The following is a 12,561-nucleotide window of genomic DNA, read 5'->3' as shown; positions in this document are numbered from 1 at the left end:
CGGGGCCGCTATCCGGACTTGCCGATGCGCACGACCTCGAGCCGGTAGGACTCGGTCTCGGTCGAGCTGCGAGCGATCTCGATGATCGCCGTCCCGCCCTCGCGCACCTCGAGCGTGCGGCAGTTGCTGCGATCGGGGCGGCAGCGGCCGTCGTTGCTGACGTGCGTCAGGGCGTTGACGACGAAGCGCACGGCCTTGCCGTCGCTGCGCTTGCCGGCGTAGACCACCAGCGGGAACCCCGAGTTCGGGATGGCGCGCAGCCGGCTCGGGTCCTCGATGCGCTTGAGCTCGCCGCCGCGCTCGCCCCAGCGCAGGACGACGTCCGCGCGGTCGTCCTCGTCGTCGCCGGAGGACGACGGCGTGGAGGGCGTCGACGGCGGAGACGGCGCGCTGTCCGAGCCCGTCGACGCGCCGCTGTCGCCGGAGCCGGCCCCGTCGCCGCTCGACGGCAGCTCGGGGATGGACGGCGTCGCACCGGCGGTGGCGCCGGCACCTGCCGCCGCCCCTGCACCGGTCGCGGCGCCCGCGCCGGCGGCGGTCCCGGCGGTGCTGCCGGCCGCGTCGTCGGCCGGGGCGTCGCCGCCCTGCTGGACGAACGGGTCGCGGAGCCTGCCCTTGCGCGTGCTCTTGACCTTCGCGTCGCCCTCCAGGGTCACCTGGACGCCGCCGGCGGCGCCCGCCGTGGCCAGGGCGTCGTCGTCGACCGTCGCGGCCGCCGGCGGCGGCACCGCGGCCGTCGGCTCGTCGCCGCCCCGCAGGAGCACGGGCATGGCGACCAGCGCCACCACGAGCAGGACGGCGATCGGCCAGAGCTTCTTCTCGACGAGGTCGTTGACGATGTTGCGCAGGGCGGTCATCGGAGTCGGGTCCTTGGTCTCAGCGGGTCGCGGCGGCGGTCGGGGGCGCGACCGAGCCGCCGCTGGACGGCGTGGAGCCGGTCGGGGTGGCGGACGCCGGCGTGGCGGTGCCCGTCGTGGCGGTCGCGGCCGGGCCGGCCGCCGTGGCGCCGGCGGTCGTGCCCTCGGTGGCGGGCACCAGGTAGGCGGTGGCCTCGACGGAGGCCTCGACGCGCGGGAACCCGTCCTTCGACGCCCCGAGCTTCACGGCGTCGATCGTCAGCAGGCGGCCGCGGACGACGATGCCGCCGCGCTTGACCACGGTGAGGTCGTCCAGGGCGCCGAGGAACTTGCGCATCGCGGCGTACGAGCCGTCGAAGGTGAAGGTGAAGGGCAGCGTCGGCAGGCCGGCGGTGCCGACGGTCGAGCCGGCGGGCGCGCTGGCCGCGGCGGCCTGGGTCGCCGGCACCGAGCCGGCGGCCGTCGAGCCAGAGCCGGAGCTGCCCGCGCCCGCGCCGCTGGTGGAGCCGGTCGCGGTTGACGCCCCCGACGCGGAGCCGGAGGCCTGCGCCACGGCGGCGCTCTGCGTCGTCGTCGTCGTCGCGGCCGGCGAGGCCGAGCCGCCGCCCGCCGACTTCACGGCGCGGAAGTCGACGCCGAAGCGGTCCGCGGTCTTCTCCAGCGTGTAGACGAGCGACGCGACGTCGTCGTCCGGCGGGATCGCCTTGCCGAGCCGCGCGACGGTCGCGTAGTCGGTCTTGTAGCGGCGCTTGGCCTGGAGCGCCGACTCGACCTGGCCCTGCGCGGTCTGCAGGCGCGCCTGCTCCTGGGTCACCTGGTCGGCGAGCTTGGCCGCGTCGTCGCGCGCCGGCTTGACGACGAAGAAGAACCCGGCGCCGGCAAGGGCGAGGACGGCGACGACGAGGACGACGAGGCGGTCGCGGGTGGTCACGGGGTGGCTCCGGCGGTCGTGATGGCGGCAGCGGTCGTGGTCGACGAGGCGGCCGCGGCGGCGTCCTCGTCGACGGGGACGGGCTTGAAGCTCAGGGTCATCTCGAACTTCGGTGCCTCCCCGCGGCAGCTGGCGGTCGTCGACCCGCCGCCGGCGGCACCGGCCACGCCGGTGGCGCCCGCGGGCCCGCCGCGGTCGCCCTGCTTCTCGGACTGCGTGAGCTGGACGGAGGCGACGCCGTCGATCTGGCGCAGGACGGCCATGGTGCGCGCCACGGACTCGTTGCGCGTCGTGCAGCCGGTGACCTTCAGGGTCGGGCCGCCGGCCGAGGCGGACGCGGTGCCCGCGGTGGCGGCCCCGGCGCTGCCGGCCACGCTGCCGTCGAGGCCCTCGAGCGACACGTCGGCGGGGATCACGCGCGCGACCTCACGCAGCGTGTGCGACCAGTCGAAGCGCGAGCCGGCAATGCCCTGCACGGTCTGCAGACGGCTCTGGGCGACCGCGGCGAAGCGGCTGAAGGGCGCGAGCGCCTGGGCGCGCGCCTCGGCCGCGTCGGCCTGGGCGCGGACGTCGGCGAGCTCGGCGCGGCGGTCATCGGCCTGGCGGCCGGCGGCGACCCACAGACCGGCGAGCACGACCAGCACGGCGAGCGCCCCGAGCAGCGCGTAGACCGCGCCACCGGAGTGGCCGCCGGCCGACCCGCCTCCGCGGCGGGCCTCGACGGGGATGAGGTTGACGGCCTTCATCGAGCGCCTCCCTTGCGCGCGTCGGCGGGAGCCTCCGTCACGCCGAGGCCGGCGGCGATGGCCAGCGTCGCCGCCTCCAGGCCCAGCGGCGCACCAGCCACGATGGCGGGCTCGACCGGCAGGCCGAGCTGGAGGCCCAGAGCGGCGGCGAAGCCGGGCAGCGTGGCCGCCTCGCCGGCAAGGACGACGCGGCCGACCGGGGCGGCGGCGCCGTCCTGCATGACGTGGAAGTCGAGGGTGTTGCGGACGTCGGAGGCGATCCGCGTGACGCCGTCGTCGAGCGCGGCGCGGGCGTCGAGCAGGAGGTCGACGTCGGGGTCGTCGACGTCGAGGTCGCCCTCGAGGCCGGCGCGCGTCAGCGCGGCGCGGGCCTCGCCCAGCGCGATCTGGCGGCGCTCGGCCAGCTCGACGGCCAGGGCCTCGAGGCCGCCGCCCAGCACGCGGGTGAAGAGGCAGGTCGTGCCCTGCGCCACGGCGAGGTTCGTGAGGCCGCCCACGGCGAGGTAGAGCACCGACGTGGCGCCCGCGGGCAGCTCGGGGTCGACCGCCGGCTCGTCCCGGTGCAGCGCGCGGACCATGGCGAAGGCGGAGAGGTCGACGCCCTCCGGCTTGAGCCCGGCGCCCTGGGCGGCCATGAGGACCTTCTCGACCATGTCGCGGCGCGCGGCGACGAGCAGCACGCGCTGGCGCGGCCCGGCCTCGGTCTCGACGACGTCGAGCGGATGCCAGTCCAGGACCGCGCTCTCGATCGGCATCGGGATCGCGTCCTGCGCCTGGAAGCGCACCGCCGCGTCGAGCTCCTTGGTCTCGGCGATCGGCGGCAGCTCGAGGAGGCGCACGACGATCTTCGCGTTGGCGACGCCGAAGCGCACGCGCTTGTCGAGCTCCTTGTGCTGCGCGAAGAGCTCGCGCAGCGCCTCGGCGAGCGCGAGCGGGTCCTGGACCTCGCCGTCGCGCACGACGCCCGGGTCGAGCGGCGCAATCGCCGCGTGCTCGATGCGGATCGTGCCGCTGACGCTGACGCTGGCGGCGTGCACGGCGGTGGGCTCGATCTCGAGCCCCGTGACGGTATGGGAGCGCTTGGCCATGGGTGGTTCCCCTCAGTGGTCGGCGTGGCCGGACGGGACCTCGACCCTGGGCAGGGTCCGATCGGACGTCCGTCCAGCCGCCGTCGCGGAAGTGACTAGGACGGGCGGCTAGAACCGGTCGAGGTAGCTGTCCATCAGCCCGTCGCCCACGAACAGCGCGACGACGGCGCCCAGCGCGAGGAACGGCCCGAACGGCACCTGGGTGCGCCGGCCCTGCTCCGCGCCGAGCCGGGCGATGACGAGCGCGCCGACCAGGACGCCGGCGACCAGGGCGACCATGAGCGCGGGCGCGACGGCCTTGCCGAGGTAGAGCCCGAGGACGCCCGCGAGCTTGACGTCGCCCATGCCCATGCCCTTCGGGTGGGCGACCGCGGCGAGCAGGAAGAAGCCGCCCGCGCCCGCGCCCCACGCCAGCTGCTCGGGCAGGCGGTCGGGCGCCAGCGCGGCGCCGAGCGCGATCGCCAGGACGGCGGCGGGCAGCGTCAGCTTGTTCGGGATGATGCGGTGCTCGAGGTCGATGAGCGTCATCGGCACGAGGAAGGTCACGAGGACGAGGCCCAGGACGATGCGGTCGGCCCCCTCGCCCCACAGGCCGGCGACGACGGCGGCCCACAGCAGGGCGGTGACGGCCTCGACGACGGGGTAGCGCGCCGAGATCGGCTCCTTGCACCCGCGGCAGCGCCCACGCAGCACCAGCCACGAGAAGACCGGGACGTTGTCGTACGGGCGCACGGGCGCGTCGCAGCCCGGGCAGTGCGAGCCGGGGTGCAGGAGCGACTCGCCGCGCGGCAGGCGCCAGGCGACGACGTTGAGGAAGGAGCCGATCAGCAGGCCGAACAGGGCGGCCGGGGCCAGCGACGCGGTCATGCTCTGGGCATCGGCAGCGGCGCCGTGGCCCTTGACCACCGCTACGACGCGGGGACGATCTCGCGCCAGGTGTTCTGGATCATGCCCGCCGACGCGTAGCTGCGGACCTGGTCGTAGGCGGCCTTGGAGAGCTGCACGTTGAGCTTGCTCGAGCCGGCGACGAGCGTCCCCGGCCCGTCGATGAGCACGCCGCCGATGACCCGCGCGTTGCCCTGGACCTGCACGAGCGCGTCGGTGCGCCCCGAGGGGTTGGGCGCGTAGACGATCGCGTGCAGGTCGACGGTGCCGCCGAGGTAGAGCGTGGCCTGCTCGAGCACCAGCAGCCCCGGCGCGGCCGCCGAGTTGACGACCTGGTTGCCCGTCCACGTGCAGGTCCCCGCGGCGATCCAGACGATCCGCCCGGACGGCGGGGTCGACGGGCAGGTGGCGAAGTACGCGCCGTCGGCGATGGCGGTGCGCTTTAGGCGCTCGTGCGCGTCCTCCTCGAGCGCCGGCCCCCCGTCGTACCCCGTGGCCGTGACGTTGGGCGCGAGCTGCTGGTCGAGCTTGGCCAGCACCCCGGCGAGCGTGCTGAACAGCCCGTTGGAGATCCCGTGGCCGAGGCACGGCACGGCCCCGAGCGCCTGCGGCGTGCAGCGCACCGACAGCGTGGGCAGCGACCCCTGGCTGCCGTCGACGATGACCTTGTTGCCGTTGTTCGAGATCTGGAGGCGGCCGGTGATGATCGCCGCCTGGGGCAGCTCCTCCTGGAGCTCCTCGACGCGCACGAGCGCCACCACGGTCCGGGTGCGCTCGGCGACGCGTGCCTGCGCGCGCACCCAGAGCCGTCCGTCGCCATCGGCGTCGTAGCCCGGCGCGCTCGCCGTCAGTGCGTCGTCGTAGAACGAGCGCGTGGCCCCGGTGCCGTTGTCGCGCACGCTCGTGGTCCACGACACGCCGCGTCGCGCGTCGGGCGTCGTGAGCGCGGGCGCCATCGAGTCTGCGCTCGGGCAGCGCGGCGAGACCGACGCCTGCGTGCACGGCACGTAGGGCGCCGTCGCCCTCCCCCGCCCCGGCCAGTCCTGGGCCAGCGCGAAGATCTGGGCGCTCAGCGCCGCCTCGGCGGCGTTGAAGGCCGACTCCTTCTGGCGCGACATGCCCGACGCCTGCTGCTGGGCGTCGACCTGCGAGAACGTCGCGAGCCCGAGGGCCAGGAGCACGGCCAGCAGGCCGATGGCCGTGACGAGCGCCCAGCCGCCCTCCTCCTGGCGCAGCCGGCGCGTCATCCGAGGAGCTCCTGCACGCCGGACGACGTCGTGAGGCCCGCCGGGTCGCTGACCTCGAGGCGGATCTGGTGGCCGCTCCCGGTGGGCACCGGGTGGGTGAGCACGACCCCGGTCCCGATCTCCTGGGCGCCGTCGAACCAGCGGTAGCGCAGCTCCTGGCCCTCGGGGTCCGACGACAGCGAGCCGTTGAGCACGATCCCCTTGGCCGACGGCGTCGCGGTGAACTGCGCGACGGGCCGGCGGTTCTGGTTGCGCAGGAAGACGCCGGTGGCCAGGCGGGTCGCCGGCGCGCCGGCGCCCGGGTCGGTGTCGATCACGAGCTCGGCGTGCAGGGCCGAGACGTCGAGCAGGCTCTGCCCGTCGACGGCGAAGAGCGGGACGTCGGGGTCGGCCGCCCGGTTGGCCACGTCGGTGGCCACCACGCGCGTGCTCGACCAGCCCGCGCCGGGGCAGGCCGTCGCCGACGGCACGGCGGGCGCGACCGCCGTGGTCCACGTCTGCGTCTGGAGGTAGAGCCTGGCCGTGGGCGTCCCGCCGTCCAGGCACCAGCGCATCCGCTGGACGTTGGCGGCGTTCGTGCCGGCGTTCGGGCCGACCGGGTCGACGGACTGGAAGACGACGTCGAAGGGCGTCGCGCGGTCGACGGCCTGCGGCTGGTCGGGCGTCGGGCTGGCGAGGTTGCGCAGCTGCCGCGCGAGGCGGTCCAGCGCGGTGCGCGCCTGGTCCTGGCTCGTGTTGCGCTCGCGCGTCTCGGCGTCGACCGGCAGCGCCGTCTCGAAGACGGTCAGCGCCGCGCCGACCGCGCCGAGCATCATCGCCGCCCCGATGAGGAGCTCGACCAGGCCGACCTCGCCGCGCTGGCCGCGCAGCCAGGCCCTCACGGGCTCACCGGCCCGAGCTTCGCGGACTCGCCGAGCTGCGTGTCCACCGCGGCGACCCAGTAGGTGTGGGGCAGGCCGTTGGTGCGCGCGTCGGTGAAGGTCAGCTCCTGCGCCGTCCCGGTCCGGTCGTAGCGGTCGTCGACCACGACGCCGTCGCGGTAGACGCGGTAGTGGTCGACCGCGTCGCCGGCGTCCGGGTCGCCGGAGGAGGGCTGCCAGCGCAGCACCGTGTTGCCGTCCTCGGCACTGGCGACCAGGCCGCTCGGCGGCGCGGGCGGCGTGTTGGCGACGGCGACCAGCACGGGCGCGGACGCCGCCCCCTCGCGCAGGGCACCCGCGGCGTCGCGGTCGACGGCGACGACGCGGTAGACGAGGGCCTGGCCGGCCGGCGCGTCGGCGTGGCGACAGGACGTCCTGCGCGTCAGGCCACAGGCGGCCTCCAGGGCGCCGAGCAGCGTCTCGCGGTAGACGCGGTAGCCCACGACATCGCGCTCGGGGCTCGGGCGCCACTGCAGCTCGACCGCCGCCCCGTCGCGTCCGCCGACCGCCTGCAGCGGTGCGTAGGGGGCCCGCCGGTTCACCCGGACGGTCACCGCGCGCTGCTGGCCCGGCGAGCCGTTCTCGTCGAAGGCCTTCGCGCCGATGACGTAGCTGCCGTCGAGCACCTCGCCGTCGTTCGGCGCGGTCGAGCCGACGTGGCCGAGCGCCCAGGTGAACGACCAGCCGGTCCCGCCGCCCGAGGCGTCGCCGCCGACCGTCCCGTCGACCGACCAGCGCACGGCCGTCGCGGGCCGGTCGGCGGTCGCCGAGAAGCTCAGGGAAGTCCCGCTGAGCACCGGTTCGCTGCCGGTCGCGGCGATGTCGGTGATGCGCGGCGCCGTCGAGAGCCCGGGGTTGGGCACGATCGTCGACTGCAGCGCCGCACGGACGCCCTGGCCGCGGTCCCACCGCACGAGCGTCACGAGCCGCTTGTAGTCATCGGGCGTGTCGTCCTGCGGGCTGGGCGCCGGGCAGGCGCCGAGCAGGCAGACGCCGGCCTCGGCCTCGACGAGACCGTCGACCGCCCCGTCGAGGTCGGCGTCGATGCCGCAGTCGCCGAGCGTCACCCCGGCCGCGGCGGCCGCGGCGGCGGCGCCTGCCGCGGCGTCTGCGCCGAGCACCGGCGTGCAGGCGGCGGGCGTGGCTGAGCCGGTGCCCGTCGCGCAGAACGACGCCGGGTCGTGCGTGCCCAGACCGTCGGCGGGGTCGTCGACGGAGCAGACGCCGACCGCCAGCGTGTACGTGATGCCGCGGCGGCGCACGGTCCAGCCGCCCGTGTCCGCGCTGTCGGAGAGGCCGCTGCCCTCGCGGTCCTGGACGTCGCCGACCACGGAGCCCGCGGTGAGCTCGTCGTAGGGGATCGACCGCACGGCCTCGACGAGCTCGCGCTGGACGCTGACGCCCTGCTCGCGGGCCTTGGTCGTCGAGGTGGTGGTCATGGCCTGGAGGAGCATCAGCCCGAGTCCGAGCAGCCCGCCGAGCGTGATCGTCGACGCGACGAGTGCTTCGAGCACGAACGAGCCGCGCTCCTCGCGCGCCAGTCGTCGGACCGACCTGGACATCCGAGGAAGACCATCGGCGCCGTCCACCTGCGATGAACGGTCGTCAACGCGCGATGGACGCCGTTCACCGACGTGCCTCCCCACTTCTGGGGATGGCCCGTCGAGGAAGCGGCCAGCTCAGCGCGCCGGCACCTGCTCGGTGACCCGCACGAGCTGCCACGCGGCCTGCACGGGGTCGATGAAGTTCGGCGGCTCGCGGAACTTCAGGCGGTCGTCGTAGGTGTAGTCCTTGAGGAAGCCGCTGGTCACCGACCCCTCGCCGCCCGTGCCCACGGGGCCACGGAAGCGCTGCGCGATCGCGCCGTCGACGTGCAGCGTCCCGAGGTCCCCGCCGCAGAAGTAGTTGTCGACGATGAACGAGTGCTGCAGCGCGAGGATGGCCGCCTCGATCGTCACGTCACGCAGCACCGGGCTGCGGTCCTGGCAGGCCAGCCCCGAGCGGTTCATGACCTTGTGCTGGACGCGGACGAAGTTGTTGGCGATGAGGCCGAGCATCCGGTCACCGTCGCGGCGGACGTCGCCGTCGATGACGATGTCGTCGTCAGCACCGATCGTGAGGTCCGCGCCGTAGGTGCCGCGCACGACCGCCTCCCCGCAGCCCGAGGGCTTCGTGTAGTCCTGGAGCATCCGGTAGGGCGTCCCGCACTGGGCGCTGGAGACGTAGACGACGCCGTTGGGCGCCGGCAGCGGCAACGTCTTCGTCCCGACCGCCGCGTTCGTCACGGTCATGGAGGTCCCGTCGAGCGTGATCGACGTGCGCCCCGTGAAGCGGTAGGCCGGCGCGGCGAGGGCCTTGAGCGACGCGTTGCTCGGCGGCATCGGCAGCGGTGTGGCGGGCGCGGTGCGCGCGCCGCCGAACTGCGGGCCGTCGCTGCAGCCGCTCGCGACGCGGTAGCCCGGCGCGGGCCCCGACATCTCGACCCGGTCGCCGGCGCGACCGAACCGGGGGGCACCGCAGACGAGCAGCCCGTCGTTGGTGTGCAGCGGGCCGTCGATGGCGTCGCCGGTCGTGAACTGGATCTCCGTGCACGTCACCGAGCCCCAGAGGCGGGCGGTGCCGCGCCCGTCGCGCCAGTACTTCGCGCAGTTGGTCTGGGCCCAGGTCGAGGCGCCGTTGCCCAGGTGGTCGTACGTGACCGGGTCGAGCGTCTCGAAGTCGGTGAAGTACAGGAAGTCGAGGAAGCCGCGGCGCTTGAAGGTCGCGATGAGGCTGCGCCGCTCGCCCCGCGCCTGGCCCGTCACACGCAGGCGGAGCGTGCCGAGCTGGAGCATCGAGGTCTGCGGCTGGGCGGGGTCGCAGGCGGCCTGGCCGTCGGCGGGCAGGAGCTCGACGGTGTAGCGGGCATCGGCCTGCGGCAGCGGGCGCCAGATGCGCGGGTCGGTCCCTGTCCCGTCCCAGGCGGCGTTGACCGGTGCGGGGACACCGGCCGCCACCGGCGGGACCGCGGTGCACGTCGTCCAGTACGCGGGGTCGCGCGTGAGCTGGAACGCGTACCACTCGACGCCCGCCTGCGCGGCCTCCCACGCACGCTTGCGGTCGTGGTCGTTGCGCGCCGCGGGGAGGTCGCCCTCGACGGCGCCCATGGCGCTGGCCCCCGCGACCAGGACGAGCAGCAGCGCGACGAGGACGCCGAACAGCGTGGACCCGCGCTCAGCGGTGCTCACGTGCATCGCGGGCCGTTGGTCGGGTCGGTGGTCGCCTCGAGGCTGCCGACGAACGCGTCGGCGTCCTGCGACGCGCTGCGCAGGTCCGCTGCGCGGCGTTCTGGCGTCGCCCGCACGGAGAGGTGGATGCGCACGATGCGCCGCGCGTCGGTGGCGCTGATCGGGACGGGCAGCTCGACCTCGGGCTTCGTCGGCTGTGCCGGGGTGAAGGCGAAGTACCGCAGAAGCCCGTCAGGCCCGGGCTCGACGTCGGTCGCGAGGACCCGGGTGACCCCGGGGCCCGGGAAGGTCACGTCGGGTGGCGTGCCGGCGCCGGCCCACACCGTCTCGGTGACGGTGCGCGTCGCCGCGTCGTACGCCAGGCGGTGCTGCTCGGGCGCGAAGTCCTGGCCGCCGAGGTCGGTGTAGAAGGTCACCGCGTCGCGGGTCCCCTCGCCGATCGGCGGGCGCAGGGCGTCGATGCAGACCTGCGACGACAGGGTGGTGACCATCCGGTCCAGCAGCTGGCGGACGCGCTGGTTGGCCTCCGTGCGGTCCTGCACCTGCGTGGCCGCCTGCGAGCCGGTCAACGTCAGCGTCACCGTCGCCCACCCGACGATCGCCGCGACCACCATGCCCGCCAGCATCTCGGGCAGGCTGTGACCCGCCTCGCCGCGCAGCCGCCGGCGGGTCATGCGGGGCACGCCCCCTGCGCAGTGCCCGACGTCGGGATCGTCAGGCTGACCGGCGCGGCCATGCCGTCGGGCTGCACGTTGGAGATGGTCGCCGTCGCGCGCCGGCCGGCGGCGTCCGAGGCGCAGACGGTGTACGGACCGAAGGGCAGCGCGACCTTCGCGTCGCCGCCCGCGCCGCTGGCCTGCACGTCGAAGGTCTCGGTGCAGGCGGCGAGACGCGTGCGGAAGGTGAGCCGCGCTCCGGGGTAGGGCGAGCCCCCGCGCAGGACGCGCACCCAGACGCTGGGCATGCGGACGGTCACCGCGGGCGCCGTCCCGCCAGGCGGGACCGTCGTCAGGCCGGGGCGGCTGTCGAAGTAGTCGGCGTCGTAGGTCGTCGGGTCGTTGCCCGGGCAGGCGCCGCCGTAGGCGGCGTAGGAGGAGCGGAACGGGAAGAGACTGGTGCCGGTGAGCTGCGCCGCGGGCGCCGCGGCGGTGAACGCGCGATCGCCGGTGAGCGTCGTGTGGGAGAGGCTCACCGTGCGCGACGCCGCGGCGACCGCCGGCAGGCCGCTGCTCGGCACGGTGTCGAAGGCGACGGGCGCGGAGCCGGCGCGGTCGTACTGGTAGCTCACGGTGCTCGTGGCGCCGGCGAGGACGTTCGCCGTCAGGGCCACCTGCTCCTCGCCGGTCGGAAGGACGTAGCCGGGCCGCGAGAACGTGACCTGCTGGCTGCCGGACTTCAGGCCCCCGAGCACCGCACAGCCCGCGTCCGTCGTCGGGACCGTCTGGTTGCCGGCGCTGATGTCCAGTCCGGCGACCGGCGCGCTGTCGCCGTCGAGCACCGAGACCGCGAGCGTCCCGCTGTTGACCCCGAAGCCGCCGACGGGCGGCGAGACGAGGGACTCCATGACCGTCGGGTCGTGGTGCTTGTTCGTCCCCGCGGGCCGGACCGTCGAGCGGATCCGCAGGTAGTCGACCGCCTGCGGGTCCGCGGTGCAGGAGACGACGCCGCCCGCGTCGCGCATCCACTCAGCGTCCGAGGTGACGAGGTAGTTCAGGCGCCCGACCTTCACCGGCGTGGTGCGGTGGTGGTGGGCGAGGTCGCGCACGTCCATCGCCCGCATCCGCTCGAGGTCGGACTGCGCGAGCTGCGTCTCGACCCCCCGATCACGGGTGCGGCCGCTCTGGCTGGCCAGCGCGTCGAGCAGCGGCAGCGTCCCCAGCGCGATCACGGCCAGGACGGCAGCACCGACCACGGCCTCGAGGAGGGCGTAGCCGGCCTCGCAGCGCAAGTTCCGCCAGCGGGACATCCGCTCTAGGAGATCGGCGGACGATGACGCCGTTCGTCGTCGATCGGCGGTGGATGGACGGCGTTGAGCGGCGCGCGTCCCCAGTTCTGGGGAGGCCGTGGCCAGGCGGCGTCCAGCGCCCCCTCACGATGTCGGGGGAGGCTCCCTCACAACGACGGAGGCCGCGCTGCGCGCGGCCTCCGGGATCTGCGACGGGTCGGGAGGCCGGCGGGGCTACCAGCCGCCGACGTCGGCGGCGTCGCCGGGGTCGGCCGTCGGTGCGCCGCAGCCGCCCTTGCCGGCCGGCGTGCACGTGCGGGTGACGTCGGCCGTCGAGGTCCGCTCGAGGAAGAACCGGTGTTGGACGCCGCCGGTCTTGGCCTCGGACGTGGCCACGAGGTGCCAGGTCGTCTGGGTCGCCGCGTCGACGGTCACCTCGCCCGGGTCGGTGCCCAGCGGGGCGGCGAGCCCGCCCTGGGCCTGCAGGCCGGCGTCCTGGCAGTCGCGGTAGTCCTGGGTCTCCGTCACGCAGTTCTCGATCTGCGTGACCAGGTTGCGCGCCGCCGCCTTGGCGTCGGCGTCCTGGCCCTTCTGCTGCTGGCCGAGGAACATCGGCAGGGCGATCGCCGCAAGGATCCCGATCACCAGGATCACGACGAGCAGCTCGATGAGCGTGAAGCCCTCTTCGCGCTTGTGCATCTCTCTCCCCTTGGCG

General features: G+C 75.0%; 12 protein-coding genes. All 12 read right to left on the bottom strand.

What is annotated here, in order from left to right; translation table 11 throughout:
• Positions 1-8 precede the first annotated feature (8 nt).
• A complete protein-coding gene (locus tag JUB12_RS02235) occupies positions 9-857 on the bottom strand; it encodes a hypothetical protein (RefSeq protein WP_205697989.1) in 849 nt (282 codons plus the stop codon).
• Between the two features lie 19 nt (positions 858-876).
• Complete coding sequence (gene gspM, locus JUB12_RS02230; protein ID WP_205697988.1) at positions 877-1,788, bottom strand: type II secretion system protein GspM; 912 nt, start codon at positions 1,786-1,788, stop codon at positions 877-879.
• A complete protein-coding gene (locus tag JUB12_RS02225) occupies positions 1,785-2,534 on the bottom strand; it encodes a PilN domain-containing protein (RefSeq protein WP_205697987.1) in 750 nt (249 codons plus the stop codon). The genes gspM and JUB12_RS02225 overlap by 4 nt, the downstream gene beginning before the upstream one ends.
• Entirely contained in the window at positions 2,531-3,622 is a 1,092-nt protein-coding gene (gene pilM, locus JUB12_RS02220; protein WP_205697986.1) for a type IV pilus assembly protein PilM, read from the bottom strand. Before pilM ends, JUB12_RS02225 begins: the two co-directional genes overlap by 4 nt.
• Before the next feature lie 108 nt (positions 3,623-3,730).
• A complete protein-coding gene (locus tag JUB12_RS02215; RefSeq protein WP_205697985.1) occupies positions 3,731-4,489 on the bottom strand; it encodes an A24 family peptidase in 759 nt (252 codons plus the stop codon).
• 41 nt (positions 4,490-4,530) lie between these two features.
• Entirely contained in the window at positions 4,531-5,754 is a 1,224-nt protein-coding gene (locus JUB12_RS02210) for a hypothetical protein (protein WP_205697984.1), read from the bottom strand.
• On the bottom strand, positions 5,751-6,635 hold the full coding sequence (locus JUB12_RS02205) for a PilW family protein (protein ID WP_205697983.1): 885 nt from the start codon (positions 6,633-6,635) through the stop codon (positions 5,751-5,753). Before JUB12_RS02205 ends, JUB12_RS02210 begins: the two co-directional genes overlap by 4 nt.
• Positions 6,632-8,236 (bottom strand): fibronectin type III domain-containing protein, encoded by a 1,605-nt coding sequence (locus tag JUB12_RS02200; RefSeq protein ID WP_205697982.1) that lies wholly within the window; start codon positions 8,234-8,236, stop codon positions 6,632-6,634. The genes JUB12_RS02205 and JUB12_RS02200 overlap by 4 nt, the downstream gene beginning before the upstream one ends.
• Before the next feature lie 117 nt (positions 8,237-8,353).
• Positions 8,354-9,901 (bottom strand): PilX N-terminal domain-containing pilus assembly protein, encoded by a 1,548-nt coding sequence (locus tag JUB12_RS02195; protein ID WP_205697981.1) that lies wholly within the window; start codon positions 9,899-9,901, stop codon positions 8,354-8,356.
• Positions 9,898-10,584, bottom strand: a complete 687-nt coding sequence (locus tag JUB12_RS02190) for a PilW family protein (protein ID WP_205697980.1) — start codon at positions 10,582-10,584, stop codon at positions 9,898-9,900. The genes JUB12_RS02195 and JUB12_RS02190 overlap by 4 nt, the downstream gene beginning before the upstream one ends.
• Positions 10,572-11,867, bottom strand: coding sequence for a carboxypeptidase-like regulatory domain-containing protein (locus JUB12_RS02185; protein WP_205697979.1), 1,296 nt, complete (start codon positions 11,865-11,867; stop codon positions 10,572-10,574). The genes JUB12_RS02190 and JUB12_RS02185 overlap by 13 nt, the downstream gene beginning before the upstream one ends.
• Before the next feature lie 213 nt (positions 11,868-12,080).
• Positions 12,081-12,545: a type IV pilin protein gene (locus JUB12_RS02180; protein ID WP_205697978.1), complete on the bottom strand. Its 465-nt coding sequence runs from the start codon at positions 12,543-12,545 to the stop codon at positions 12,081-12,083.
• Positions 12,546-12,561: the final 16 nt, after the last annotated feature.

The organism is Conexibacter sp. SYSU D00693 (genome assembly GCF_017084525.1).
Taxonomy (GTDB): Bacteria; Actinomycetota; Thermoleophilia; order Solirubrobacterales; family Solirubrobacteraceae; genus Baekduia.
Note: the sequence above shows the minus strand (reverse complement) of the source record. Positions and strands in the feature narration are given on the sequence as shown.